General features: G+C 64.6%; 21 protein-coding genes. 3 read left to right on the top strand and 18 right to left on the bottom strand.

The genetic code is table 11. The features are described 5' to 3' along the window. Positions 1–8: 8 nt before the first annotated feature. The 5 genes from E8E91_RS07775 to E8E91_RS07755 form a co-directional block, all read right to left on the bottom strand. Positions 9–1,697 (bottom strand): Na/Pi cotransporter family protein, encoded by a 1,689-nt coding sequence (locus tag E8E91_RS07775; protein ID WP_280375274.1) that lies wholly within the window; start codon positions 1,695–1,697, stop codon positions 9–11. 338 nt (positions 1,698–2,035) lie between these two features. Beyond that, complete coding sequence (locus E8E91_RS07770) at positions 2,036–2,368, bottom strand: phage infection protein (protein ID WP_280375273.1); 333 nt, start codon at positions 2,366–2,368, stop codon at positions 2,036–2,038. Between the two features lie 208 nt (positions 2,369–2,576). Further along, positions 2,577–3,335, bottom strand: a complete 759-nt coding sequence (locus E8E91_RS07765) for a TerC family protein (RefSeq protein ID WP_280375272.1) — start codon at positions 3,333–3,335, stop codon at positions 2,577–2,579. Between the two features lie 103 nt (positions 3,336–3,438). Further along, a complete protein-coding gene (locus E8E91_RS07760) occupies positions 3,439–4,746 on the bottom strand; it encodes a CitMHS family transporter (RefSeq protein ID WP_280375271.1) in 1,308 nt (435 codons plus the stop codon). Between the two features lie 261 nt (positions 4,747–5,007). Next, positions 5,008–5,928, bottom strand: coding sequence for an AEC family transporter (locus E8E91_RS07755; RefSeq protein WP_280375421.1), 921 nt, complete (start codon positions 5,926–5,928; stop codon positions 5,008–5,010). An 88-nt stretch (positions 5,929–6,016) separates the two neighbouring features. On the opposite strand from E8E91_RS07755, the gene E8E91_RS07750 reads away from it, so the two are divergent. Then, a complete protein-coding gene (locus tag E8E91_RS07750; RefSeq protein ID WP_280375270.1) occupies positions 6,017–6,418 on the top strand; it encodes a GFA family protein in 402 nt (133 codons plus the stop codon). Positions 6,419–6,606: 188 nt separating this feature from the next. Here E8E91_RS07750 and E8E91_RS07745 read toward each other — a convergent pair whose 3' ends face one another. The 13 genes from E8E91_RS07745 to E8E91_RS07685 all read right to left on the bottom strand — a co-directional run bounded on the left by E8E91_RS07745 (position 6,607) and on the right by E8E91_RS07685 (position 23,047). Beyond that, complete coding sequence (locus E8E91_RS07745) at positions 6,607–8,538, bottom strand: DUF4105 domain-containing protein (RefSeq protein WP_280375420.1); 1,932 nt, start codon at positions 8,536–8,538, stop codon at positions 6,607–6,609. A 46-nt stretch (positions 8,539–8,584) separates the two neighbouring features. Beyond that, on the bottom strand, positions 8,585–8,905 hold the full coding sequence (locus E8E91_RS07740; RefSeq protein WP_280375269.1) for a DUF2388 domain-containing protein: 321 nt from the start codon (positions 8,903–8,905) through the stop codon (positions 8,585–8,587). A gap of 166 nt (positions 8,906–9,071) precedes the next feature. After that, positions 9,072–9,392, bottom strand: a complete 321-nt coding sequence (locus E8E91_RS07735; protein WP_280375268.1) for a DUF2388 domain-containing protein — start codon at positions 9,390–9,392, stop codon at positions 9,072–9,074. Positions 9,393–9,573: 181 nt separating this feature from the next. Beyond that, positions 9,574–9,789 (bottom strand): DUF1127 domain-containing protein, encoded by a 216-nt coding sequence (locus E8E91_RS07730; protein ID WP_280363551.1) that lies wholly within the window; start codon positions 9,787–9,789, stop codon positions 9,574–9,576. 340 nt (positions 9,790–10,129) lie between these two features. Continuing rightward, positions 10,130–10,345, bottom strand: a complete 216-nt coding sequence (locus E8E91_RS07725; RefSeq protein WP_069081447.1) for a DUF1127 domain-containing protein — start codon at positions 10,343–10,345, stop codon at positions 10,130–10,132. A gap of 329 nt (positions 10,346–10,674) precedes the next feature. Then, complete coding sequence (locus E8E91_RS07720) at positions 10,675–12,168, bottom strand: acetyl-CoA hydrolase/transferase family protein (RefSeq protein ID WP_280375267.1); 1,494 nt, start codon at positions 12,166–12,168, stop codon at positions 10,675–10,677. A gap of 315 nt (positions 12,169–12,483) precedes the next feature. Beyond that, positions 12,484–13,920: an NAD(P)(+) transhydrogenase (Re/Si-specific) subunit beta gene (locus E8E91_RS07715; RefSeq protein ID WP_280375266.1), complete on the bottom strand. Its 1,437-nt coding sequence runs from the start codon at positions 13,918–13,920 to the stop codon at positions 12,484–12,486. 2 nt (positions 13,921–13,922) lie between these two features. Continuing rightward, positions 13,923–14,237: an NAD(P) transhydrogenase subunit alpha gene (locus E8E91_RS07710; RefSeq protein ID WP_044405771.1), complete on the bottom strand. Its 315-nt coding sequence runs from the start codon at positions 14,235–14,237 to the stop codon at positions 13,923–13,925. An 11-nt stretch (positions 14,238–14,248) separates the two neighbouring features. Next, on the bottom strand, positions 14,249–15,409 hold the full coding sequence (locus E8E91_RS07705) for a Re/Si-specific NAD(P)(+) transhydrogenase subunit alpha (protein ID WP_280375265.1): 1,161 nt from the start codon (positions 15,407–15,409) through the stop codon (positions 14,249–14,251). Positions 15,410–16,098: 689 nt separating this feature from the next. Further along, positions 16,099–18,618 (bottom strand): LuxR C-terminal-related transcriptional regulator, encoded by a 2,520-nt coding sequence (locus tag E8E91_RS07700; protein WP_280375264.1) that lies wholly within the window; start codon positions 18,616–18,618, stop codon positions 16,099–16,101. 159 nt (positions 18,619–18,777) lie between these two features. Continuing rightward, positions 18,778–20,148, bottom strand: coding sequence for a DUF1329 domain-containing protein (locus E8E91_RS07695; RefSeq protein ID WP_280375263.1), 1,371 nt, complete (start codon positions 20,146–20,148; stop codon positions 18,778–18,780). A gap of 17 nt (positions 20,149–20,165) precedes the next feature. Next, positions 20,166–21,944, bottom strand: coding sequence for a DUF1302 domain-containing protein (locus tag E8E91_RS07690; protein ID WP_280375262.1), 1,779 nt, complete (start codon positions 21,942–21,944; stop codon positions 20,166–20,168). A 194-nt stretch (positions 21,945–22,138) separates the two neighbouring features. Beyond that, positions 22,139–23,047 (bottom strand): LysR family transcriptional regulator, encoded by a 909-nt coding sequence (locus E8E91_RS07685; RefSeq protein WP_280375261.1) that lies wholly within the window; start codon positions 23,045–23,047, stop codon positions 22,139–22,141. Between the two features lie 193 nt (positions 23,048–23,240). On the opposite strand from E8E91_RS07685, the gene E8E91_RS07680 reads away from it, so the two are divergent. Both E8E91_RS07680 and E8E91_RS07675 read left to right on the top strand, forming a co-directional pair. Further along, the gene (locus E8E91_RS07680) at positions 23,241–24,422 is read left to right on the top strand and encodes an acyl-CoA dehydrogenase (protein WP_120653726.1); all 1,182 of its coding nucleotides are present in this window, start codon (positions 23,241–23,243) and stop codon (positions 24,420–24,422) included. A gap of 69 nt (positions 24,423–24,491) precedes the next feature. Continuing rightward, entirely contained in the window at positions 24,492–25,715 is a 1,224-nt protein-coding gene (locus E8E91_RS07675; protein WP_280375260.1) for a CaiB/BaiF CoA-transferase family protein, read from the top strand. Positions 25,716–25,994: the final 279 nt, after the last annotated feature.

The raw sequence follows: 25,994 nt of genomic DNA, 5'->3' as shown, positions 1-25,994 counted from the left end.
AGCGTGATTCAGCGATGCGAACCGATTTCCGGCTCGAAGAAGCGCGAGGGCGCGACAGACTCGTGCTCGTCCTCCACCACATCGGGGGCGTCCGGGTTATCCAGCACCGCGTAGGCGATGGCACAGAACAGCGAGTTGAGACGCTTCATGTCGCCGATCAGGCCCAGGTGCAGGGCGCTGGTCTCGATGCTTTGCACCACCTGCTGGTGCAGCCGCGAGACGTGGGCGTGGGCGAAGCGCCGTTCAAGGATGCGGAAGCGCTGTTTCGCGCGGCGCAGGCGCTTGGCGTTTTCCAGGTCGCCATTGAGGAACACCGAAAGGGCCAGGTGCAGGTTCTCCACCAACTGGTCGTGGAGACTGACGATCTCTCCCAGGCCCTCATCGGAGAAGGCCCGGCCCTGGGCGTTGTTCTTGCTCTGCACGTCGTCGAGCATGCGCTCGATGATGTCCCCGGCCTGCTCCAGGTTGATGGTCAGCTCGATGATTTCCGCCCAGCGCCGGCTGTCGCGCTCGCCCAGGTCTTCGCGCGGCATGCGCGCCAGGTAGAGCTTGATGGCGGTATAGAGGGCGTCGATGTCGTCGTCGAGGCGGTGGATGTCCTTGCCCAGCAGCGGGTCGCCACCGCGCAGCAGGTGCAGCAGGTTGTTCAGCATCTGCTCGACGATATCGCCCATGCGCAATGTTTCGCGCACGGCGTTGGCCAGCGCCAGGCTGGGGGTTTCCAGGTCGGCGGGGTCGAGGTGGCGCGGCTTGGCTACATCGTCGGGCTGCGGGCGGTCTGGCAGCAGCCAGTCACAGAAGCGCGCCATCGGCACCGTCAGCGGCAGGCAGAGGGCGCAGCGCACGCTGTTGTAGAGCAGGTGGAAGGCGATCACCAGTTCGGCGGTGGAAATCGGCCAGCTGTCGATCCAGTTGGCCAGTGGCCCCACCAGCGGCAGCACCAGGATGCAGCCGGCCAGCTTGAACAGCAGGCTGCCAAGGGCCACGCGGCGCCCGGCGGGGTTCTGCAGGGTGCTGCTGAGCAGGGCGAGGACGCCGCTGCCGAGGTTGGCGCCGATCACCAGGCAGAGCGCCACCTTGAGGGAAATCACCTTGGAGGCCGCCAGCGTGGCGGTGAGCAGCACGGCCGCCAGGCTGGAGTACGAGACCATGGCGAACAGCGCACCGGTCAGGGCGTCCAGCAGCACGTCGCCGGTCAGCGAGGAGAACAGCACCTTCACCCCCTTGGCGGTGGTGATGGGTTCGGCGGCGGCGATGATCAGCTGCAGGGCGAGGATGATCAGCCCCAGGCCGATGCCGACGCGCCCCAACTGCCCCAGGCGGGTCTGCTTGCGGGAGAGAAAGAAGATCACCCCGAAGAAGATCAACAGCGGCGACAGCCAGGACAGGTCGAGGGTCAGCACCCGGGCCATCAGCGCCGTGCCGACGTCGGCGCCGAGCATGATCGCCAGCGCCGGCGCCAGCAGCATCAGGCCCTGGGCAACGAAGGAACTGACCAGCAGTGCGGTGGCGTTGCTGCTTTGCACCAGGGCGGTGACGCCGATACCCGAGGCGAAGGCCAGGGGTCGGCGGCGTACGCTGCGGCTGAGCAGGCGGCGCAGGTTGGAGCCGTACACGCGAAGAATGCCCGTTCGCACGATGTGCGTGCCCCAGATGAGCAGGGCGACGGCCGAGAGGAGATTGAGCAAGGTCAGCATGGTGGCCCTCCTGGCGATCTAGAAGGCGGCTCTGCCCATGGGCGGGAAGCGGCGGCCCCGGCAGGCGATCTGTAACAATATTGTCATCGTTGGACCGTCCCGGCCCTGACTGATTACCGCTGCGTGCCTGACTTTTTCTTCACCTGCTGACAAGTAAAGCCCGTCTCCGGGGTTTGTGCTCGTTGCCGATCAATAAGTTGGCGCAAAAAGCTGAGGTGGTTTCCGCATGGGTTTTCCCGATCCCGTGGCGCGTGATGGGGGCGACGGTCGCCCGGCGCACCCTACCCACAAACAAAAAGCCCGGCATCCGCCAGGCTTTGAGGTTTTGCAGGCTGCGATCAGCTGATGCGCTGGGCCTGCAGCAGACGGTCGGCACCGCCTTCGGCGATACGGTTGGCACCGGTACGGTCGGCACCGCTTTCAGCGACGCGGTTGGCACCGGTGCGGTCGGAACCGCTTTCAGCGACGCGGTTGGCACCGGTGCGGTCGGAACCACCTTCAGCCACGCGGTCCAGGACCATGAAGCTGCCTTCGGCGGCAACCGGGTCGATGACCTGGAGGGTGGTGCCTTCCTTCGCTTCACCCAGCACCGGCTGGTAGGCGGCCGGCAGGGCAAAGGCGGAAGTGCTCAGGGCGGCGATGAACAGGGCAGCGAAGGCTTGGGTTTTCATGATCTTTGGCTCCGTGAAGGGGGAGGAAACTTCTTCTGGAGCTCATGTTACGGATGGGGTTCTGATTAAAAAGTGATCACTCGGCATAGAGAACATCAACGCTGTTGATGTGAGTGCCGGGCCTTTCGAATCAATGAGTTGGCGTGCTTCGGTGCTTGCGCCCAAATAAAAAACGGGGCCATTCGGCCCCGTTCTTCATTGCTTCGGCTTACTGCCCAGGAATGTCCTTGCGCAGTTTCACCGGGTCTTCCTTGCGACCGCGAGCGATGCGCATGCGGATGTTGAGCGCCTCAACGGCCAGGGAGAAGGCCATGGCGAAGTAGACGTAACCCTTCGGTACGTGGACTTCGAAGGACTCGGCGATCAGCACGGTGCCGACCACTACCAGGAAGGCCAGGGCCAGCATCTTCAGGCTCGGGTGCTTGTCGATGAAGTCGCTGATGGTGCCGGCGGCCAGCATCATCACCAGTACGGCGACGATGATCGCAGCGACCATCACCGGCACATGGGAAACCATGCCGACGGCGGTGATCACCGAGTCCAGGGAGAACACGATGTCGATGATGGCGATCTGGATGATGGTGCCGATGAAGTTGCGCGCTGCGCCGTTGGGCGCGGCTTCGGATTCATCTTCGCCTTCCAGGCTGTGGTACATCTCGGTGGTGCTCTTCCACAGCAGGAACAGGCCGCCGAAGAAGAGGATCAGGTCACGGCCGGAGATGCCCTGGCCGAACAGCTGGAACAGGTCGTTGGTGAGCCGCATGATCCAGGTGATGGAGAGCAGCAGCAGGATGCGGGTGATCATCGCCAGCGCCAGGCCGAAGAAGCGGGTGCGCGCCTGCATGTGCGGCGGCATGCGGCCCACGAGGATGGCGATCATGATGATGTTGTCGATGCCGAGGACGATTTCCAGGGCGGTCAGGGTGAAGAAGGCGACCCAGATTTCCGGGCTGGTCAGCCATTCCATGATGCGTTGATCCTCACAAGTTTCTTGGTCTAGGGATGGAACACGAACAAGCCGGAAAGAGCTTACGCAGTTTCCGGCTTGAGCGAATGTCAGTTAGCGACTGTCAGTGTGATCCGAAGAGCGGGAACACACCCAGCAGCAAGGCGGCGACGAGGATACACAGACAAATCATCACCGCCCACTTCAACGTGAAGCGCTGGTGGTCGCCGAACTCCACCTTGGCCAGGCCCACCAGCAGGTAGGTGGAGGGCACCAGCGGGCTCAGCAGATGCACCGGCTGGCCTACGATAGACGCCCGCGCCATCTCCACCGGACTGATGCCGTAATGGCTTGCCGCCTCGGCCAGAACCGGTAACACGCCGTAATAAAAAGCGTCGTTGGACATGAAGAAGGTGAACGGCATGCTCACGACCGCCGTGATCACCGCCATGTACGGGCCCATGGACGGCGGGATGACCGCCAGCAGGCTCTTGGACATGGCTTCCACCATGCCGGTGCCGGACAGGATGCCGGTGAAAATGCCGGCGGCGAAGATCAGGCCAACCACCGCCAGCACGTTGCCGGCATGGGCCGCGACCCGTTCCTTCTGCTGCTGCAGGCAGGGGTAGTTGATGATCATGGCCAGGCTGAAGGCGATCATGAACAGCACCGGCAGCGGCAGCAGCCCGGCGATCAGGGTCACCATCAGGGCGGCGGTCAGCGCGCCGTTCACCCACAGCAGCTTGGGACGACGGGCTTCCGGGTACTGCGACACGCTGATTTCGTCATGGTTGATCTGGTCATCCGGCAGGTGCAGCACGCCGAGGCGGGCGCGCTCGCGTTTGCCGTAGGCCCAGGCGAGGCCGAACAGGGCGATGGCGCCGACGATCATGGCCGGGATCATCGGTACGAAGATGTCCGACGGGTCCACGTGCAGGGCGCTGGCGGCGCGGGCGGTAGGGCCGCCCCAGGGGGTCATGTTCATGATGCCGCCGGCGAGGATGATCAGGCCGGCCATGATCAGCGGGCTCATGCCCAGGCGGCTGTACAGCGGCAGCAGGGCGGCAACGCAGATCATGTAGGTGGTGGCGCCGTCGCCGTCGAGTGAGACGATCAGGGCCAGGGCGGCAGTGCCCATGGACACTTTCAGCGGGTCACCCTTCACCAGCTTGAGGATCTTGCGCACGGCCGGGTCGAACAGGCCGGAGTCGATCATCAGGGCGAAGTAGAGGATGGCGAACATCAGCATCACCCCGGTGGGGGCGAGCTTGCTGATGCCTTCCAGCATCATCGGGCCGATGCCCGCGGCGAAGCCGCCGATCAGGGCGAAGGTGATGGGGACGATGATCAGGGCGATCAGGGCGGACAGGCGCTTGGTCATGATCAGGTACATGAAGCAGATGACCATGGCGAAGCCGAGCAGAGTCAGCATGGCGGTTCTCCGGACGTGATTCGGGCGGGGCGGGTGGAAATCAGCGCTGGGCCGAAGACGTGCGGAGGACGGGCGGAGGAGTGCCGGGCAGGCAGCGGGAGCAGAACATATCGATCACCAATCTTGTTGTTTTCGGGTTACCGGTCTGGTGCCGGTAGTGGGGCGGATGCTAAGCCCGCAACCTTTCAGCCAGCTTTCGGCGGTGATCGGTACCGATTACGTGGCGATTTGTCGACGAACGGTGGACTTGCCTCTGTGGCGTCAGGCGGACAGCGTGCGCATCACCAGCAGCAGGCTGCCGGCGGCGAGCAGGGTCTGCAGGGTGATGATGCCGGCCATCAGGTGGCTGTCGCCGCCGAGCTGGCGGGTCAGCACATAGGCCGTGGGCGCGGTGGGCAGGGCGAAGAACAGCACCAGGATGCTGCTTTCCATGGTCGGCAGGCTGAGCACGCGGGCCACCAGAAAGGCGAGGGCGGGCATGGCCAGCAGGCGCAGGGCGCAGTTCCAGGCCAGGGCGGGAGCCTCGCCGGCCAGTTCCTGTGGCCGCAGCGCCGCACCGACGCAGAGTAGGCCCAGTGGCAGGCTGGCCACTGCCAGCAGGTTGAGCAGGCGGTCGGTGCCGCCGGGCAGGCCGATGCCGGCCAGGTTGACCAGGGCGCCGGCCAGGCAGGCGAGGATCAGCGGGTTCTTCGCCACCGGCAGCAGCAGGCCGCGCAGGTTTACGCCGCGCTCGGCGGTCAGGGCCCAGACCGACATCAGGTTCACCGTCGGCACCATCAGGGCCAGCATCAGCGCCGCAATGGCCAGGCCATCCTTGCCAAAGAGGCTGCCGATGGCGGCCAGGCCCAGGTAGGTGTTGAAGCGCAGGATGCCCTGGGTGATGGCGCCGAAGCGCGCGGCTGGCCAGTTCAGCAGGCGTCGTGCGAGCAGCAGGGCGGCCCAGCCGATGCCGAGGCCCAGGAACACCGCCAGGGCCAGGCGGGGTAGCGCCGGGTTGTGCAGCGGTGCGGTGGCCAGGCTGCTGAAGAGCAGGGCGGGGAACAGGATGAAGTAGTTCAGGCGCTCGGCGGCGGGCCAGAAGGCTTCGCCGGGGAAGTCCCAGCGGCGCAGCAGGTAGCCGCCGATGATCAGGGCGAAGAGGGGCCAGAGGGCCTGGAAGAGGGTGAGCACAGCGACATCCAGTCAGCGGGAAGCCTTCATCTTCGGTATGCAGACGGCCCTGCGCAACCGCCTGCTAGCGTTATTCAGGACCCAGCGAACGGAGACTGCCATGTCCGAACTGCACACCGGCGGCTGCCACTGTGGGCAGCTGCGCTACACCGTCGAGGCGCCCTTGACCGATGTTGCCCACTGCCATTGCTCGATCTGTCGGCGGACCACCGGCGGCATCGTCACCACCTGGGCCACGGTACCTCTGGCGAGCTTCCGCTGGACCGACGGCACGCCGGCCGAATACGCCTCGTCCGCCAATTGCATCCGCTACTTCTGCGCGAACTGCGGCAGCCAGTTGGCGTTCTTCACCCAGCTTGCCCCGGACACCCTGGACCTGACGGTGGCCACCCTGGACCGGCCCGAAACCGCTCCGCCGGACCGGCATATCTGGGTGAAGAGCCGCCTGCCGTGGCTGCACCTGGACCCGCAGTTGCCGGAGGAGGATGAGGAGCAGCTGTGAGTCGGGACCGCGTAGGGTGTGCTGCGCGCACCGAAATCTCTGCACGGGGTGCCGGTGCGCATTGTTCAGCCGCAATGGCGGGCCTTTCGTAGGTTGGGTAGAGCTCCGCGAAACCCAACGGCCCCGAGTGCGGAATCGTTGGGCTTCGCTTCGCTCTGCACCAACCTACGGAGAGCACATGGCGTGCTTTACGGAAGGACCAACCCGCCGGACTGCTTGTGCAACTGGCGCAGGTGCGTGCCAATGGCCTTGAGGTTGGCTTCGGTGGCATTCAGCTCGGCCATGCGCTGGGGTTCCAGCAAGCTGCGGACTTCGCGGTCGAGGTCGTCGTTGAGCTTGCGCATGGTCTGCTGGCGGCTGCTGCTTTCGGCTTCCAGGCGTTGCCACTCGGCGCTTTGCGGCAGGCCGTAGCCACCTTGCAGCAGTTCAGCCGGGCGGCTGAGGAAACCGCTGTTGGCGAGCATCTGCTCCAGGGTGCCGCCGGCCTTGGCGAATCGGGTCTGCCCGGCCTGTTCGCGGGAGTTGAGGTAGTTTCGCTTGAGCTCGTCCTGGGCCAGCAGCAACTGGCGACGTTGGGCGGCTTGTTCCAGCAGGAGCAGGGCGGCGCTGGCGCGAAGGTCAGCCTTGTCGAACCAGGGGCGGCGCTGTTCGGCGGGCAGTTCCAGCCAGTCTTCCACTTGTTCCTGCGGCACGTTCAGGCGCTCGCGGAGGATCTTGAACATGGCCTGGTAGCGATCACGGAAGGAGTCGAAGCGATAACCCAGGCGCAAGGCCTCCTTGGGATCTTCCAGGGGCGTGGGGTCGGCCACGCCGCGGCCTTCCAGCAGCTTCAGGAGGCCGTTAGGCATGATGCTGTCGAGGTCGCGCAGGGCCGGGTGGTCGGTGCCGCTGCGCAATAGCTTGAGCGTTTCCACGGCGCAGTTGTTGGAGAGGAACCAGTAGTCGCCGTCGTAGCTCCAGTGCATCTCGGCGGCGTGTTCCACCAGGGTTTCCACTTCCGCGCGGCTGAGCTTGAGCGGCACCGAGGCCAGGCTGCGCAGCTCGACCTTGGTGTACTCCTCGATCACCTGGTGCAGCGGCAGCACGAACAGGCGCGACGGATAGGCGCCGGTGAGGCCGTCCCAGCTGGAGAGCTGCACGTCGCCAACGAAGGCGCGGTAAGACAGCACCAGGTGCTGGTCGAGATCGAGGCGGCAGTCCGGCCCGCGCGGGCGGCCGGGGGCGCAGATCACCAGGCGCAGCATGCTGTGGCCCCAGCGGCTCACCCAGTTCTGGTTGGCTTCGGCGAACAGGTAATCCACCTCGTAGACGCGCTCGGGGTCGAGCTTGCCCAGGGGCTGCTTGTCGAAGTCGCGGCCGGCGTTGAGATAGGCGTAGCCGTCGTTGCAGGTGCCTTGCCGTTCCGGTGCCCAATCGAAGTGTTCGCGGTAATAGCGATAGAGCGTCGGGCGGCGGCAGCCATAGGCCGGGTCGAGGAGGAAGTACTCCATGTTCACCGCGACGAATTCGCGGGGGTTCGACAGCTCGTAGATGTCCGGGCTGCGCGCCACCTGGTGGTTGTCCTGCTCGCGCTGGCCACGTCTGCCCACGTACTGCGGCCAGCCAGCGAGGTCGAGCAGGCGCGGGTCGTCGCTCAGGGTGAAGCGGCGTTCGGTCTGCCCGCGGCAGTTGCCGGGCAGCCCCACCAGGCCGTTGCTGCCGGCCTGGTTGCGGCAGCGGAACTGCTGCGTCTTCTCGGCGGCGGACCAGAGCCGTGCGCGGTCGTAGAGGTGGGTCAGTTCGTGGAGGACCGTTGCCAGCAGTTCGCGGCGCACCGTGCCGTGCACGCGATTGGTCTTCTGGGGCGCCGCGCTGCCGTCGGTGAGACCCGCCAGCAGGCTGCGGTTGAGCACCAGGGCATCCAAGCGGGTGGCCCGGCCGTAGCCGTTCTCCGGCAGGTCGTCGCTCCAGCCCACTTCCACTTCCCGATCCAGGCGCTGGATGAAGGTCGGCGGCAGGGCCGCAAGGGCCTCGTCCAGCAATTGCTGGCTGGCCTGACGCTGGGCTGCGGTCAGCCCTTCGTCATCCAGTGCCAGGCGCAACTCGGCCTGGGCGCTGCCTGCCAGTAACAGACTGCCCAGGCAGATTCGGCGAAACCAGGTGTTCAGGGGCTGATGCTCGTGAGGGTCAGAGGGCGACGATGGTTTCCGCCAGGGCCATGTCGCTGGCCTCGCGGGCTTGCGGGAACTGTTCGCGCAGGGCGGCGAAGGCGGCTTCCAGCTGGGCGCCACGGATCTCGCCGGCGCTGGCGACGAAGCTGGCGGCGTCGTCACGGGCCGCCACGACGACCTTCATGTCGCGGATCGAGGTGGTGGTGTCGGAGGTGAAGTCGAGGGTGCGATCCAGCGCGCGGACGATGATGTTGCTGGTCGCCACCAGGGTCTGGGCCTGGGCGGCACCGGCAACGAGGGAAAGGGCGATGGCTGCGACAGACAGCGAGCGGCGCATGGAAGCTCTCCGTTGGAAATTTCTAAGGCATTGGACGGAATTGCCCGTCGGCAGTTCTCAGCCTCGGGCGCAGGGCGCGAAGGTTAGCGGAATGGGCGGACGAGAGCCAGGCGGCATGCGGCGTGCAGCCTGTTGGGCCGCGACTGGCGCGGCCCGGCGGGTGCCGTCAGAGGGCGAGGATGGCCTGGGCCAGTTGCAGGTCGCTGGCCGCCAGTTGCGGCTGTGCGCTGCGGATGTGCTTGAACGCGGCTTCCAGTCGGGCCCCGCGGATATCACCGTTGCTGGCAACGAAGCTGGCGGCGTCTTCGCGAGCGGCGAGCACGATCTTGTCGTCGTCGAAGGACGAGGAGGTAACGTCGGACGTGGCATCCGAGGTGGCCTTGACGGCGTTGACCACGGCGTCAGTGGTAACCACGAAGCTGGTGGCCGAGGCGCTGGTGGCGAGCGCCAGCAGGGCGGCCGCGCTGAGCAGGCGAATAGAGGTCATGAGGGGCTCCTTTTACTGACCGGGACGGCGGCGTGATAAATGCCACCGGCTGGGAGGAAAGCCTAGTCAATATGGCTGTTCCAGGCCAGTACTGGCTAAGCGCTCATGAATGGCGACTGCGCGTCGGCGAGGTGATGGGTTCGCCTCGATGCGTCCGACGCGCGGGGCCGCACATCCGCACTCAACGCCAGAAGGGACGCTCCAGCTCCTGGTAGCGTTCGCTCGGACTGATACCCACATCGGCCAGGGCGCGGGCGTCCAGCTGTGCGAGCTGGTGCCGCGTGCGCGCATTACGCTGCCATTGGGCCAGGGTGGCGAACAGGCGCAGGTACCAGTGGGTGCGCAGGCGGCTGGATTCGAACTGGGCAGTGGCAGAGGCAGTAAGAGTGCGGTCCATGGCGCTTTTCCTTCCCGCAGCAATGCGGGGATTGGTTATGGGAGGCCATGATCTCGTTCTGCTGAAAAACTGTGCAGTCACAGCGAGGGTGAATTGTGCTGTAGCAGATGAGTTTTCTTGGAAACTGTATCGGTCTGATCCAGTGCAGCTGTGTTGGGGCTGCGTCGTAGGGTGCGCCGCGCGCACCGGGAAGTCCGGGAATGTCGGTGCGCCGCGCACCCTACAGTTCGCTCTTCAGTTGCCGGAAAATTCCGGGCCCCAGAAACGACGAAACCCGTCGCGGGCGGCGACGGGTTCTGTCTGGGGTGTTGCATCCGGGCCTCTAGACCCGGCGAACTGCTTAGCGCCAGAAGGGCTTGTTCAGTTCGGCTTCGCGCTGTGCTTCGCTGATGCCAGCGTCGGCCAGCAGGCGATGGTCCAGCATGGCCAGTTGATGACGGCTGGCGATGCGGCGCTGCCACAGCAGCAGGGTGGAAACAGTGCGCAGGGCCCAAGAAGATTTCGGGGATTGTTCGGCACTTTCGAAAATCAGGTCGGAACTGAGGGTACGTTCCATGGCGGCAGGTCCTTCCCGCTTGTGGCGGGGCTTGGTTATCAACTGGTGCCTATGATGGACCCGGAACAGCCGCCTCTGTAGTCACAGTTGCTCTAAATTGTGCTGGCCTTTATTAGCATGCTTATCAACTGTTTTGCTGAAATATTGCACAACTGTATGGGTTACCCGTTGAATCACTCGTAATTCAACAGGAAACCACAGTTTTTTCTGTGCAAATAACGAGCAGCAGGGTTTTTGAACAGTACAGTTCTGAATTTTCAGAAACTGTTTTTAGGCCACACCGTCAGAATCAATGGTTACAAGCCCATAACTGTTTTGCTCCAACCGGATCAGTTGGCCAGCATCCGACCGGTTTCTTCCAGATTGATATGCCAGGACATGGCTTCTCGCAGTACATGGGGGGTATGGCCGCCCTTCGTGCAGGCTGCGTCGAAGTAGTTCTGTAATGGTTGGCGGAAATCCGGGTGCACACAGTTTTCGATGATCACCCGCGCGCGCTCGCGGGGTGCCAGGCCGCGAAGGTCGGCCAGGCCTTGTTCGGTGACCAGGATGTCCACGTCGTGCTCGGTGTGGTCCACATGGCTGACCATGGGCACCACGCTGGAAATGGCGCCGCCCTTGGCGATGGACTTGGTGACGAAGATGGCCAGGTGGGCGTTGCGGGCGAAGTCGCCGGAGCCGCCGATGCCGTTCATCATTTTCGTCCCGCCCACGTGGGTGGAGTTGACGTTGCCGTAGATATCGAACTCCAGGGCGGTGTTGATGCCAATGATCCCCAGGCGCCGCACCACTTCGGGGTGGTTGGAGATTTCCTGCGGGCGCAGGACCAGCTTGTCCTTGTAGCGCTCGAGGTTGCCGAAGACGTCGCTGTTGCGACGGGCGGAAAGGGTGATGGAGCTGCCCGAGGCGAAGCTCAGCTTGCCGGCGTCGATCAGGTCGAAGGTGGAGTCCTGCAGCACCTCGGAGTACATGGTGAGGTCCTGGAAGGGCGACTCGATCAGGCCGCACATAACGGCGTTGGCGATGCTGCCGATGCCAGCCTGCAGCGGCGCCAGGTTATTGCTCATGCGCCCGGCTTCCACTTCACGCTTGAAGAAGTCGATCAGGTGATCGGCGATGGCCTGGGTCTCGTGATCCGGCGGCAGCACGGTGGACAGGGAGTCCGGCTGGTCGGTGATGACGATGGCAGCGATCTTGGCCGGGTCGATCGGGATGGCGGTGCCACCGATGCGGTCGTCCACGCGGGTCAGCGGAATCGGTGTGCGGGTCGGCCGGTAGGTCGGGATATAGATGTCATGCAGGCCTTCCAGGTTGGGGTTGTGCGCCAGGTTGATCTCGACGATCACGCGCTTGGCGAAGATCGCGAAGCTGGCGGAGTTGCCCACGGAGGTGGTCGGCACGATATGGCCTTCCTCGGTGATGGCCACGGCTTCGATCACCGCGATGTCGGGCAGCTTGAGCTGGTGGTTGCGCAGTTGCTCGACGGTTTCGGACAGGTGCTGATCGATGAACATCACCTCGCCGGCGTTGATCGCCTTGCGCAGGGTGCTGTCCACCTGGAACGGCATGCGGCGGGCCAGCACGCCGGCCTCGGTGAGTTGCTTGTCGAGGTCGTTGCCGAGGCTGGCGCCGGTCATCAGGCTGATCTGCAGCGGCTGCTCCTTGGCGCGTGCGGCCAGCGCCTGGGGCACGGCCTTGGCCTCACCGGCACGAGTGAAGCCGCTCATGCCGACGGTCATGCCGTCTTCGATCAGGGCAGCGGCCTCGGCCGCACTCATCACCTTGTCCAGCAGGGAGGACAGGCGCACGCGCTCGGAGTACATGGGGGAAAACCTCGGACAACGGGGTAGGAGCCGCGCAGTCTAGGGACTGGCGGGGTGCCCGGCTTCTATACCAAGGTCGAAGAAATGGCTCTATTTTGGGCCTTTTGTCGGTTAATGGCTCGGCGGGTCGGAATACCTGTAGGGGCGATTTCAATCGCCAAGCAGGCCGAAGGTCTGCCATCTGCAATCTATTCGGGGCCGCTGCGCAGTCCTTGGCGAATGAATTCGCCCCTACAGGGAAAGCAAAGACAAAACCGTCCCCCAAAAGAAAAACCCCGGCACCAGGCCGGGGTTTTCGGTATCGCGGGACAGGGCTTAGTCGACAGCCTTGACCATGTCCTCGATCACCTTCTTGGCGTCGCCGAACACCATCATGGTCTTGTCCATGTAGAACAGTTCGTTGTCCAGGCCGGCGTAGCCGCTGGCCATGGAGCGCTTGTTCACGATGATGGTCTTGGCCTTGAAGGCTTCCAGGATCGGCATGCCGGCGATGGGCGACTTCGGATCGTTCTTCGCGGCCGGGTTGACCACGTCGTTCGCGCCGAGCACCAGCACCACGTCGGCCTGGCCGAACTCGGAGTTGATGTCTTCCATCTCGAACACTTGCTCGTAAGGCACTTCGGCCTCGGCCAGCAGGACGTTCATGTGGCCCGGCATACGGCCGGCAACCGGGTGGATCGCGTACTTCACGTTCACACCACGGTGGGACAGCTTCTCGGACAGCTCCATCAGCGCGTGCTGGGCACGGGCCACCGCCAGGCCGTAGCCGGGGACGATGATCACGCTGTCGGCGTTGGTCAGCAGGAAGGCCGCGTCGTCGGACGAACCGGACTTCACCGGACGCTGCTCCTTGCTGCCACTCGCTGCACCGGCATCCGCTTCGGCACCGAAGCCGCCGAGGATGACGTTGAAGAAGGAGCGGTTCATCGCCTTGCACATGATGTAGGAGAGGATCGCACCCGAGGAGCCCACCAGGGAGCCGGCGATGATCAGCATCGAGTTGTTCAGCGAGAAGCCGATACCGGCCGCCGCCCAGCCCGAGTAGCTGTTCAGCATGGACACCACCACCGGCATGTCCGCGCCACCGATCGGGATGATGATCAGCACGCCGATGACGAAGGCCAGCGCCACCAGCAGGGCGAAGGCGCCGATGTTGCCGGTGAAGGTGAAGTACAGACCCAGGCCGATGATCGCCAGGCCAACCAGCAGGTTCAGCTTGTGCTGGCCGGCGAACTGCACCGGGGCACCCTGGAACAGGCGGAATTTGTACTTGCCGGACAGCTTGCCGAAGGCGATGACCGAACCGGAGAAGGTAACGGCACCGATGGCCGCGCCGAGGAACAGTTCCAGGCGGTTACCAGCCGGGATGGCGTCGCCCAGGGCAGCGACGATGCCCAGGGATTGCGGCTCGACCACGGCAGCGATGGCGATAAATACCGCAGCCAGACCGATCATGCTGTGCATGAAGGCGACCAGCTCCGGCATCTTGGTCATCTCGACGCGCTTGGCCATGATCGAACCAGCGGTACCGCCGACCAGCAGGCCGACGATCACGTAGCCGATGCCCTGGGTGGCGAGGTCCGCGCCCAGCTTATAGATGAGGCCGATGGTGGTGAGCACGGCGATGGCCATGCCGACCATGCCGAACAGGTTGCCGCGACGCGACGAAGTCGGGTGCGACAGGCCCTTGAGCGCCTGGATGAAGCACACCGAGGCGACGAGGTAGAGAACAGTGATCAGGTTCATGCTCATGGTCAGTGTTTCTCCGCAGCCGCTTTCGGCGCTTTCTTCTTGAACATTTCCAGCATGCGACGGGTGACCAGGAAGCCACCGAAGACGTTCACCGCGGCCAGTGCCACCGCCAGGGTGCCCATGGCTTTGCCCAGCGGGGTGACGGTGAGGGCGGCGGCCAGCATGGCGCCGACGATCACGATCGCCGAGATGGCGTTGGTCACGGCCATCAGCGGGGTGTGCAGGGCCGGGGTGACGTTCCACACCACGTGGTAGCCGACGTAGATGGCCAGCACGAAGATGATCAGGTTGTAGATGCCGTCGGAAATAAGGTCCATGGTCTCTATCCTTATGCGTTTACTTTTTGCGGAGCAGCGGTCCCGGCGGGAGCGCCGTTGCTACGCACGACATTGCCGTCGCGGCACATCAGGCATGCGGCGACGATGTCGTCTTCGAGGTTGACGTTGAGCTGGCCGTCCTTGTCGATGATCAGCTTGAGGAAATCCAGCAGGTTGCGCGCATAGAGGGCGGAGGCGTCCGCCGGCACCATGGCAGCCAGGTTGCTGTGGCCGACGATGGTCACGCCGTGCTTGACCACTACCTGGTCGGCTTCGGTCAGCGGGCAGTTACCGCCCTGGGCAGCGGCCAGGTCGATGACCACGGAGCCCGGCTTCATTTCGGCAACGGTGGCCTCGTGCAGCAGGGTCGGTGCCTTGCGGCCCGGGATCAGCGCGGTGGTGATGACGATGTCGGACTGCTTGGCGCGCTCGTGCACGGCCTTGGCCTGACGCTCCATCCACGAGGCCGGCATCGGACGGGCGTAACCGCCAACGCCTTGGGCGCATTCGCGCTCTTCATCGGTCTCGAACGGCACGTCGACGAACTTGGCGCCGAGGGATTCGATCTGCTCCTTCACCGCCGGACGCACGTCGGACGCCTCGATCACCGCGCCCAGGCGCTTGGCCGTGGCGATGGCCTGCAGGCCTGCTACGCCGGCACCGAGGATGAGGATGCGCGCGGCCTTAACGGTGCCGGCGGCGGTCATCAGCATCGGCATGAAGCGCGGGTAGTGGTGAGCCGCCAGCAGCACGGCCTTGTAGCCGGCGATGTTGGCCTGGGACGACAGCACGTCGAGGCTCTGGGCGCGGGAGGTGCGCGGCGCCGCTTCGAGGGCGAAGGCGGTGATGCCACGAGCGTTCATGCGCGCGATGGTCTCGTTGCTGAAGGGGTTGAGCATGCCCACCAGCACGGCGCCGGCACGCATGTGGGCCAGCTCGCCTTCGGTCGGGGCAATCACTTTCAGCACCAGGTCGGCACCGAAGGCGGCGGCGTCGTTGCCGATGGCGGCACCAACGGCTTCATAAGCGCTGTCCGGAATGCTGGCGCTGACGCCGGCACCACTTTGGACCGTCACCCGGTGGCCTTGGCTCACCAGCTTCTTGATGGTTTCGGGCGTCGCGGCAACCCGCGTCTCGCCAGCATGGCTTTCGAGAGGAACACCGATGTGCACTTCAAATCTCCTGCGTGATCGATCTGGTGAACCAGTGCACTGCGGATGGTGCTCTGGCGAGGCGGATCCGCCTTTCAACAGCCTGGTATCGCAACAGCCGAAACCTGGTGGCGCGGCATTCTGCAATCGGAACCTCAACTGCTTCAAGCAGTTCTGGAGTAAAACGGCACAATAACTACAAGTCACGATTAGACTTGTTGTCCCTGGCTTCCGTTCCAGCCCCCGCCATCACTGATGGAGGCAGGCCTTCACCAAGGAATCCGGTGCCGGTCTCCATCCCCAGGCTGAATGACTATCCATCAAAGCAGCGCCAGTACAGGCTTTGGGTACGTGACATCCTGCCGTTAATGGCTGGCGCACTGTTAGTAAGACTTTTTAATAGTTGCCATAAGGCTGCGGAAAATGGGCGTTCTGTAGCTTTTGAAAATGTTTGACTACAGAGTCAGGATTGCGATTTCAGCCGATTGGCAAGGAGAAGGGTAGTTCGCGCGCAACCCAGTCGCCTCGCGGGCTGCGCCAATTTGTCGCGGGTGCCGTAATGGGAACGGACGATGTCGCTCGGGTGAAATTCGGGCAGGCGATACCAGGGGGTGTCCGGCTTTTGCCGGCGGTTGCGTACGCAGGGTGGAAACCACGGGAAGGATTTCCACCCCGCCGGGGGATGCAAGGCGCGTTGCCGATTGAGGCCCCTAGACCAGCAATCCCAGGGTCTTGGCGCGCATCACCGCCTGGGTCCGGCGTTTCACGCCGAGCTTGCTGTTGATCTTCTTCGTGTGGGTTTTAACCGTGTTCACCGAAATGAACAGGTAGCCGCCGATTTCCTGGTTGGAGAAGCCTTCGGCCAGCAATTGCAGGACGGCACGTTCGCGCTGGCTGAGCAGGCTGCCCTGGTCGTTGTCGACCGAGCCGGCGCTGTCGCAACGCGGGTAATCCCGCAGCAGGCATTGCATGCCCAGGCGCTCGGCCTGTTCCAGGGCCTGGCGTTGCAGCTGGCTGGCCTCGGCACGGCCGAGGGCGTGCCAGGTGGTGGCCAGGGCGAGTTGCACTTCGCAGGCCAGGGGCACGAACTGTAGCGCCTGGCAGTGCTCCAGCAGTGTCTGGAGCATGACTTCGGCCTCTTCGGCGCGCCCGGATTCCAGTTGCGCGCGAGCCAGCAGCAGCTGGTTGCGCAGGGGTAGCGTGGGGTAGTCCAGCGGTGCCATCCAGCGGCAATCGCCCTCGAAGTAGCGCTGGATGCGCAGGGCGACCGGCTCGATGCGCTCCCAGCGTCCCTGGCGGGCCAGCACGCGCATGCCCTGCAGGTTCAGCACACCGCTGTAGGCGTAGCGCCAGACCTGGCGGCAGTGCATCTGCCGTTCGGCTTCGCGCAGTTCCTGGTAGGCCTCGTCGAATTGGCCACGACGGGCGCGGAGTTCCGCCAGGCCGAGGAAACCATGCAGGGCGAAAGGGTCCTGGCATTCGTGGGCCTGCTCCAGGCCGGTGCGCAGGGCACGTTCGGCCTCGTCGGGTCGATCGGCGATCAGGTGCAATTCCGCCTGGATCAGGTGCAGGCGGCCGAGCATCAGGCTGTCTACCTGCTTGCGCCGGCCGATCAGCGCGAAACTCTGCTCCAGCAGGGTCTGGGCCCGACCGAACTCACCACGCAGCAGGAGCAGGCGAATGCGGTCCAGGTTGAGCAGCACTTCGAACAGCAGGCTGCCGTGACGGCGGGCGATCTCCAGCGCCTTTTGCAGGTGGGGCTGCGCCTCTTCGGGAACGCCGCTGGCCATGGCCACCCGTGCCAGGCTGGAGTAGCAGAACAGGATGGGCATCCAGTCGTGTTCGGGCAGGTGTTCCAGTGCCTCGCGGCAGTGCAGCTGCGCGTTGGCGACGGACTGGCCGCGCAGTGCGGTGAGCACGCCGTGCAGGGCCTGCCAGTTGGCCAGCAGCTTGCGGTTACGCAGGGCCGTCGGTTGCGGCAGGAAATGGCCGAGCTTGGCGATGCAGGCTTCGGCTTCGTCCAGGCGCCAGGAAATCAGCAGTCCCCAGGCATTCAGGCTGAGCAGGCGCGGCGTGCTTTCCAGCAGGGCCGCGGGTAGGCGCGCGCGCCAGGCCAGGAGGTGGGCCAGGTGCTGTTCGCCGGTCAGCCATTCCTGGCCGAGGCGCTCCAGGTAGTTGGCCGCCGCTTCCGGTTGGCCGGCACAGAGGGCCTGCTCGATGGCGTCCTCCACCTGGCCGGCGGCGATGAACATGCGGCAAGCGCTGAGGTGCAGGCGGGTGGCGGCGGCTTCGCTGATGCGGTGGCGCAAGGCGCGGGCCACGGCCGGCAGCACGCGGTACCAGGTGCCGTGTTCGTCCAGCGGCATGCAGAAGGCCTGCCGCGCCAGCAGGCGCTCGAAGAGCCCGGCGCCGTCGCTCTCTTCCCAGAGGTGCTGGCAGAGCTCGGCCGACACCTTCGGCAGGTGCGCCAGGGCGAACAGGCAGTTGGCCTCTTCAGGACTCAGGCGGTTGAGCAGTTCGTGGTCCAGGTATTCCCTGAGCCAGCAGTGGTTGCCGCTAGCGCTGGTGGGCGCCTTGGCGGAAAGGTGCAGGCGCACGCCGGCGCACCAGCCTTCGGTTTCCTGCCAGAGCTCTTCGCGCAGGGCGGCACTGGTTCGCGGCGCCAGTTGCTCCACCAGTTGTTCGTGCTGCTGGCGATCGAAAGCCAGCTGGGTGGCGTCCAGTTCCAGCAGTTCTCCGGCCAATAGCAGGCGCGGCAGGTTCCAGGCCGGACGCTGGCGTACGCTGACCAGCAGGCGCAGGTCGGGCAGGGCGCGTGCCAGGAGCTGGTCGATGCAGTCATCGAGCCCGGCGGGGGGATGGCCAGGGTAATCATCCAGGACCAGCCATACCGGTTCGCCGCGATGCGCCAGCAGCTGCTGCAGGGCTTGGGTGGTGGGCAGGGTAGGGACGTTCTCGGCCAGTTCGGCGGCGAGTTGCGCGAGCAGTTGCTCCGGCGTCAGCGCCTGGCCGGCGAGGTTGAGCCAGATGACCAGTGCCGGCTCGGCCTGGGCGCGGAGAAATTCGTTGATCAGCACGCTCTTGCCGAAGCCGGCCGGGGCGCAGAGCAGGCGAAGCTGTGCATCCTGGGCGGCGAGGCGTTCGACCAGTCGCGGACGTGGGACATGGGCCGGGGGCAGGCGTGGCAGGCGAGACGGAAGGACGTGCGGTGTCTGGCCGTGACGGGGCATGAGGCGGTTCTCGCGGAGTTGTTGTTATGGGTGAACCGGACCCTCGCAGACTAGATCGGCCCCAGGTGGGCTAGAAGTAGCATGCACGGCGCTGATGGGGCGCCATAACACGGCAGTGCGGAAGAAAGGGGCGCCCCTGGATCGGGGCGCCCGGAGGGGTCAGCGGATGCCGGCGTTGCGCAGGGCGGCCGGGGTGTAGTCGGCACCGGTGGCGGCAAAGCCGAACTCGATGCCGTGCTTCTCTTCGTTCTTCAGGCCGAGGGCGATGTAGCGACCGGCGATGATGTCGTAGAGGGCTTCCACCGCGTAGGTGGCCACCTGGCGCTGGTAGTGGTAGCTGGCGTGGCCTTCACCGACGCGCCAGAGCTGGCCGCGACCGTCGTAGTGGTCGGCATAGGCGATCTGCCAGCTGTCCTCATCGATGAAGTAGTGGCGCTTGGCATAGATGTGGCGCTCGTTGGGCTTCAGCGTGGCGACCACCTCCCAGACGCGGTGCAGCTCGTAGCGGGTCAGGTCCTGGTTCAGGTGGCCCGGCTGGATGATCTCCTTGTAGGTGAGCTTGGGCGATTCCAGCTTGTAGCTGTTGTAGGGGATGTACATCTCCTTCTTGCCGATGAGCTTCCAGTCGTAGCGGTCTGGAGCGCCGGAGAACATGTCGAAGTTGTCGGCGGTGCGCATGCCGTCGGCGGCGGTGCCCGGGCCGTCGTAGGCGACCTGCGGGGCGCGGCGCACGCGGCGCTGGCCGGCGTTGTAGAGCCAGGCCAGGCGCGGTTCCTTCACCTGGTCGATGGTCTCGTGAACCAGCAGCACGTTACCCGCCAGGCGCGAGGGTGCCAGGACACGCTGCTTGAAGTAGAGCAGCACGTTGGCGGACTTCTCCTTGTCCAGCTCGTTCATGTCCGCCGGGAAGGCCACCTCGTCCTGGAACTGCACCGGCGTGAAAGAGCCGTTGGTCTGCGGGGTGGCCTGGACCACCAGGCGCCGGGCGTTGCCGCCGCGGTAACGGGTGATGTGGTTCCACATCACCTGCACACCATCCTTGGGAATCGGGAAAGCGTAGTAGTGGCTGTCGGCGAAGTTGGACAGGCCATTGCCGCCGTCCACCGGCTGGGTGCTCAGCGCGCTCTGCTTCGCCGCGTCGTAGATGGGCTGGGGTGCGGCGGCGCTTCGGTGGCTGGGGTAGACCGGGATCTTGTAGGTGCTGGCGTAGCGCTTGAACATCGCCATCTGCCCAGGGGACAGCTTGTCCTTGTACTGCTCGGCGTTGGCGGCGGTGATGGTGAACAGCGGCTGTTCGTTGGCGTAGGGGTTGCCGACGAAACCGTTGGAGTCGACCTCCGCGGCGTTGGTCGGCAGCCCGCCGGTCCAGGCCGGGATGCTGCCGTCGGCATTACCGACCTTTTCCGCACCCAGCGGGGTGAGGCTGGTACCGAGCTGCGCGGCTTCCTCCTGGGTGACGGCGGCCATGACGTTGGCGGCGATCAGGCTGAGGGCCAGCACGCTGCTTTGCAGGAATCTTCTCTGGGTCATTCTGGGAGTCCTTGCGGTCAGAAGTTGAGGCCGAAGCTGAGGGCGACGAAGTCGCGGTCAGTGGTCGGGTTGAAGTGGCCGCCGAAGAAGTCGGTGTACGACAGGCTGGCGGTGTAGGTGTTCTGGTACTCGGCGTTGAGGCCGAGACTGATGGCCTTGGAGCCTTCGTTGAAGTTCGGGCCGTAGCCGTCCACGTCATGGGACCAGGCGATGCTCGGGGTCAGGTTGATGCCGGCGAAGACGTTGCTGTAGTCCAGGCTGGCGCGGGCGCGGTAACCCCAGGAGCTGCTGGTGTAGAAGCCGTCGTCGTTGCACTCGCGCTGCAGCGGGCTGGCGGCGGTGAGCGCCAGGCACACGGCCTGGGAGGACAACTGACCGGGGCCGTAGATGGGGTCGCGGCCAAAGCGCAGTTCGCCGATGTCGTCGTCCAGGCCACCGATGTGGTTGTAGCCGACCTCGCCTACCAAGGTCAGGCGGCTCGCCCCCATGACCTGGTCGATGAACTGGGTGGCGGTGACCTGGGCCTGGGTGACCGGCTTGCGTTCGTAGCCGTGCAGGTCCTCGCCAGCGCGGTTGAGGGAATGGCCGCTTTCGAAGATCGGCGAGTTGGGCACGCCAAGGGCAGCGAAGGACAGGTCGGTACTGTTGAGCTGCAGTGGCATGTTCGGGCGGAAGCTGACTTCACCGGCCAGCGAGGTGCCTTCGATGTTGGTCTGGAAGCTCAGGCCATAGAGGCGGATGTCTTCCGGGTACTCGATGAAGTAGCGCGCACCAGGGGCGCCCGGAATGATCGCGGGGCTCGGGGTGGTGGTGCGGATGGTGGAGAAGATCGGGCCGCGGCTGTGGTAGTTCATCGCATAGGCACCGAACTCTGTGTCGTTGAATTCGGGTACGAACCAGCGCAGGGCCACGCCGAACTGGCCGCTGTCGCGGGCGTCGCGGTCGCCGGCGCGGGGAATGTACAGGTTGTTGCCTGTGGCCGGACCTGTGTTGTTCGACTCGCCGGGGGGCAGGTCCGGACCGGCGACCACCAGGCGGTCGACGCAGCCGTCGGCCACCACGTCCGAGGTGGAGAAGAAGGTGCCGCAGTTATCGGCCACCGTCTGGTCCCATTCCAGCTGGTAGAAGGCCTCGGCCGAGAGATTGTCGGTCAGGCTCTGGGACAGGTAGATCATGTTCACCGGGATCAGGCCTTCCTTGATCTCGGCGCCGGGGCGACGGAAAGCCGCCGCGTCGATGGGGTTGATCGAGTTGATGCTGTTGCCGATGAAGGTGCTCTCGCCCCAGCTCACCACCTGTTTGCCGACACGGAAGCTGCCCGGCAGGTCCCCCAGGTTGTAGTTGTGATAGAGGAAGGCATCGAGCAACTGGGCGCCGGAGGCCTTGGCGCCTTCTTTGCGGTTGTGATCGTCGATGTCATAGAAGAGCCGGTGCTCGTCCTTCAGTTCGAAGTCGTACCAGTACTTGCCGCGCAGGAAGACTCCGCTGTCGCCGTACTTCAGCTCCAGGTCGTGAATGCCCTTGAAGATCTTCGAGAAGGTTTCCCCCTTCTTGAAGTTCAGGCGTCCGTCGTCGGAGGTACGCGACAGTGCTTCGCCGCCACTGGCGGTAGAAATGAACTCCGGGTCCGGCGAGCGTACGGCCCAGCTGGCGCCGACCGAGAGGGAGGAGTCGAACTGGGCTTCGATTTCACCAATGTTGAACGTGATGGCAAAGGCCTGGGCGCTGCAACCCAGGGCGATGGCGGCGGCCAGCGTGTGCGGCCGGAAGATTCCGCGCATTGTTCTTGTTGTCATGCGGCTCTCCAGAGCGGGTCTTGGGAGGCCTCATGCTAATCAGCCGCTACCTGCGCCATAACTGCCTGAACGGGCGATTTCACCTATCACCCGAGTGGGTGATAGGTGCGTTGTGCAGGTGCCTGGAGCGGGCCTTCCTCCGTCCGCTGAGCGCGGGCGAGCGGGGCGGTGCTACCTGGGGTTACAGCGCCGGGTCAGTCCAGTCCGGCCTCGCTCCGGTAGGCGCGCGCGGCGTCTACCAACCAGTCGCGGAAGGCGATCAGGGCGGCAGATTCGAGCTTGCGCTCGGGAATGATCAGGTAATAGGCCTTGTCGCTGCGGAAGCTGTGGGAGTGGGCGATCACCAGGCGGCCGTCGGCCAGTTCGCGCTGGATCAGGAATGGCGGGATCAGCGCCACGCCCATCTCGTGCATCGCAGCTTGGGCAAGCATGGAAAAGAGTTCGTAGCGCGGGCCGCTGAGGTCGCGGGCGACGTTCATCCCGAGGGAGCTGAACCACTGGCGCCAGGCGTAGGGGCGGGTGGTCTGTTGCAGCAGTGGCAGGCGGGCGATGGCGTCGGCGTCCAGGCCGTGCTGGCCCGCCAGCAGCGCGGGGCTGCATACCGGCACCGAGTTTTCGTGCATCAGGAAGTCGGCGCGAGTACCCGACCATTCGGCATCACCGAAGTAGAGGGCGGCATCGAAGTCGGTGTCGGCGAAGAGGAAGGGGCGGGTGCGGTTGGTCAGGTTGACCGTCACTTCCGGATGCAGGCGCTGGAAGTCCTTCAGCCTGGGCACCAGCCACTGGGTGCCGAAGGTGGGCACGATGGCCAGCTCCACGGTCATCGCGCCTTGCTGACCCATCACCGCGAGTGTGTCGCGCTCCACTGCGTCGAGCTGGGCGGCGATGCGTCGTGAATAGGCCAGGCCGGCCTCGGTCAGCTTCACCCCGCGCCGTGAGCGGCGGAACAGTTCCAGTCCGAGAAACTCTTCCAGGCCGGCAATCTGTCGGCAGATGGCGCTCTGGGTCAGCGCCAGTTCATCGGCGGCCTTGGTGAAACTCTGGTGGCGGGCAGCGGATTCGAAGGCGACCAGGGCGCCGGTGCTGGGTATCTTGCGGCGCATGCTGTACCTCCGGTTCACAAATAAAGGCTTGAAAATGGGGTTTTTGGCTTTTCGGAGTGAGAAATTAGCACAACGGCATGCGAAATCCTCGTTTGTCCGATAGGGCCTAGGCTGTCTAGGATGCGTCAACACTAATAAGGCAGTGGCCCGCGATGGCCCGCCCCCTGAACCCCGCTTACCGAGGACACTCCCCATGGCCGCCAAAGCAAGCTTCAACTGGATCGACCCGCTGCTGCTGGATCAGCAACTCACCGAAGAAGAGCGCATGGTGCGTGACAGCGCCCAGCAGTTCGCAGCCGACAAGTTGGCCCCGCGCGTCCTCGAGGCCTTCCGCCATGAGCAGACCGATCCGGCGATCTTCCGCGAGATGGGCGAAACCGGCCTGCTCGGCGCGACCATTCCGGAAGCCTACGGCGGCAGCGGCCTGAACTATGTGTGCTACGGCCTGATCGCCCGCGAAGTCGAGCGTATCGACTCCGGCTACCGCTCGATGATGAGCGTGCAGTCCTCCCTGGTGATGGTGCCGATCAACGAGTTCGGCAACGAAGCCACCAAGCAGAAGTACCTGCCGAAACTCGCCAGCGGCGAATACATCGGCTGCTTCGGCCTGACCGAGCCGAACCACGGTTCCGACCCGGGCTCGATGATCACCCGCGCCAAGAAGGTCGACGGCGGCTACCGCCTGACCGGCAACAAGATGTGGATCACCAACAGCCCGATCGCGGACGTCTTCGTTGTCTGGGCCAAGGACGATGCCGGCGAGATCCGTGGCTTCGTGCTCGAGAAGGGCTGGCAGGGCCTGTCCGCTCCGGCTATCCACGGCAAGGTCGGCCTGCGCGCCTCCATCACCGGCGAGATCGTGATGGACAACGTGTTCGTTCCGGAAGAGAACGCCTTCCCGGATGTGCGCGGCCTGCGTGGTCCGTTCACCTGCCTGAACTCCGCACGCTACGGCATCTCCTGGGGTGCCCTGGGTGCCGCCGAAGCCTGCTGGCACACCGCTCGCCAGTACGTGCTGGACCGCAACCAGTTCGGTCGTCCGCTGGCCGCCAACCAGCTGATCCAGAAGAAGCTGGCCGACATGCAGACCGAGATCACCCTGGCGCTGCAAGGCTGCCTGCGTCTGGGTCGCATGAAGGATGAAGGCACCGCCGCGGTGGAAATCACCTCGATCATGAAGCGCAACTCGTGCGGCAAGGCGCTGGATATCGCGCGCATGGCCCGCGACATGCTGGGCGGCAACGGCATCTCCGACGAATTCGGCGTGGCCCGTCACCTGGTCAACCTGGAAGTGGTGAACACCTACGAGGGTACCCACGACGTCCACGCGCTGATCCTGGGTCGCGCGCAGACCGGCATCCAGGCGTTCTTCTGATCATCCGCCGGGCCTCTCTTCTATATATAGGTGCGAGGCCCGGGTCCTTTAGCGAACCCAGGTGATCCCATGGCTGGCGCTCTCTCCCATATCCGTGTGCTCGACCTCTCCCGCGTGCTGGCTGGCCCCTGGTCCGGCCAGATCCTCGCGGACCTGGGGGCCGAGGTAATCAAGGTCGAACGACCGGGCTCAGGCGACGACACCCGTGCCTGGGGGCCGCCCTTCCTCAAGGGCGCCGATGGCCGGGATACCAGCGAGGCCGCGTATTTCCTCTCGGCCAACCGCAACAAGCAGTCGGTGACCGTCGACTTCACCCGTCCCGAGGGCCAGAAGCTGGTTCGCGAGCTGGCGGCGAAGTCCGACATCCTCATCGAGAATTTCAAGGTGGGTGGCCTGGCGGCCTATGGGCTGGACTATGAGTCGCTGAAGGCCATCAATCCGCGCCTCATCTATTGCTCGATCACCGGTTTCGGCCAGTTCGGTCCCTATGCCAAGCGTGCCGGTTATGACTTCATGATTCAGGGCCTGGGTGGGTTGATGAGCATCACCGGCCGCGCTGATCAGGAAGAAGGGGCCGGTCCGGTCAAGGTGGGTGTGGCGCTGACTGACATCCTCACCGGGCTCTATTCCTCGGTGGCGATGTTGGCTGCACTGGCCTCGCGGGACATTAGCGGCAAAGGTCAGCACATCGACATGGCACTGCTCGACGTGCAGGTGGCTTGTCTCGCCAACCAGGCGATGAACTACCTGACGACGGGCAATCCGCCCCGGCGTCTGGGTAACGCCCACCCGAACATAGTGCCGTATCAGGATTTTCCGACTGCGGATGGGGATTTCATCCTCACCGTGGGTAACGACAGCCAGTTCCGCAAGTTTTGCGAGGTCGCCGGTCATCGGGAGTGGGCGGACGACCCGCGTTTTTCAAGCAACAAGGCGCGAGTGGCGCACCGTGCTGAACTGATTCCGATGATTCGCCAGGCCACCGTCTTCAAGACCACGGCCGAATGGGTGAGTGCATTGGAGGAGGTCGGCGTGCCCTGCGGGCCGATCAACGACCTGGCGGCGGTGTTCTCCGATCCCCAGGTGCAGGCACGCGGCCTTCGCGTCGAGTTGGAGCATCCCCTGGCCGGCGTGGTGCCGCAGGTGGCCAGTCCGCTGCGCCTTTCCGAAACGCCAGTGGAGTACCGCATGCCGCCGCCGCTTCTCGGCGAACACACCCAGGAAGTGTTGCAGCGCATACTGGGCCTGCCGGCGGAGCAAGTGGAAGCCTTGCGCAAGGCGGAAGTCATCTAGCCCTTCTTATATAGGTACGAAAGGCGTGCTGAAGATACTTTCAAAAAAGTGTTGACGGCAGATTCTGCATCCCTATAATGCGCCCCACTTCCGGCGCAGTCGCCAAGCAAAACTACTTGTAAATCAATGAGTTAAGTGTTTGGGGAGGATGCTGGAAGGGTTCGCTTCAAACAGTTCGTCACTGACGAATGAAGCTGAATCGGAGGTGTTGACAGCGAGTTTGAACGCTGTAGAATGCGCCTCCCGCTGACGAGAAGAGTGAATCGGATCGGAAGCGCA

This window comes from Pseudomonas sp. BN515 (genome assembly GCF_029873155.1).
GTDB lineage: Bacteria > Pseudomonadota > Gammaproteobacteria > Pseudomonadales > Pseudomonadaceae > Metapseudomonas.
This window is presented reverse-complemented; position numbering and strand designations above follow the sequence as displayed.

Bases quoted from the DNA above. Each gene is read 5' to 3' on its own strand.
- E8E91_RS07775 (WP_280375274.1), bottom strand. From the start codon at position 1,697: ATGCTGACCTTGCTCAATCTCCTCTCGGCCGTCGCCCTGCTCATCTGG.
- E8E91_RS07770 (WP_280375273.1), bottom strand. From the start codon at position 2,368: ATGAAAACCCAAGCCTTCGCTGCCCTGTTCATCGCCGCCCTGAGCACT.
- E8E91_RS07765 (WP_280375272.1), bottom strand. From the start codon at position 3,335: ATGGAATGGCTGACCAGCCCGGAAATCTGGGTCGCCTTCTTCACCCTG.
- E8E91_RS07760 (WP_280375271.1), bottom strand. From the start codon at position 4,746: ATGCTGACTCTGCTCGGCTTCGCCATGGTCATCTGCTTCATGTACCTG.
- E8E91_RS07750 (WP_280375270.1), top strand. From the start codon at position 6,017: ATGTCCGAACTGCACACCGGCGGCTGCCACTGTGGGCAGCTGCGCTAC.
- E8E91_RS07740 (WP_280375269.1), bottom strand. From the start codon at position 8,905: ATGCGCCGCTCGCTGTCTGTCGCAGCCATCGCCCTTTCCCTCGTTGCC.
- E8E91_RS07735 (WP_280375268.1), bottom strand. From the start codon at position 9,392: ATGACCTCTATTCGCCTGCTCAGCGCGGCCGCCCTGCTGGCGCTCGCC.
- E8E91_RS07730 (WP_280363551.1), bottom strand. From the start codon at position 9,789: ATGGACCGCACTCTTACTGCCTCTGCCACTGCCCAGTTCGAATCCAGC.
- E8E91_RS07725 (WP_069081447.1), bottom strand. From the start codon at position 10,345: ATGGAACGTACCCTCAGTTCCGACCTGATTTTCGAAAGTGCCGAACAA.
- E8E91_RS07720 (WP_280375267.1), bottom strand. From the start codon at position 12,168: ATGTACTCCGAGCGCGTGCGCCTGTCCTCCCTGCTGGACAAGGTGATG.
- E8E91_RS07715 (WP_280375266.1), bottom strand. From the start codon at position 13,920: ATGAGCATGAACCTGATCACTGTTCTCTACCTCGTCGCCTCGGTGTGC.
- E8E91_RS07710 (WP_044405771.1), bottom strand. From the start codon at position 14,237: ATGGACCTTATTTCCGACGGCATCTACAACCTGATCATCTTCGTGCTG.
- E8E91_RS07700 (WP_280375264.1), bottom strand. From the start codon at position 18,618: ATGCCCCGTCACGGCCAGACACCGCACGTCCTTCCGTCTCGCCTGCCA.
- E8E91_RS07695 (WP_280375263.1), bottom strand. From the start codon at position 20,148: ATGACCCAGAGAAGATTCCTGCAAAGCAGCGTGCTGGCCCTCAGCCTG.
- E8E91_RS07690 (WP_280375262.1), bottom strand. From the start codon at position 21,944: ATGACAACAAGAACAATGCGCGGAATCTTCCGGCCGCACACGCTGGCC.
- E8E91_RS07685 (WP_280375261.1), bottom strand. From the start codon at position 23,047: ATGCGCCGCAAGATACCCAGCACCGGCGCCCTGGTCGCCTTCGAATCC.
- E8E91_RS07680 (WP_120653726.1), top strand. From the start codon at position 23,241: ATGGCCGCCAAAGCAAGCTTCAACTGGATCGACCCGCTGCTGCTGGAT.
- E8E91_RS07675 (WP_280375260.1), top strand. From the start codon at position 24,492: ATGGCTGGCGCTCTCTCCCATATCCGTGTGCTCGACCTCTCCCGCGTG.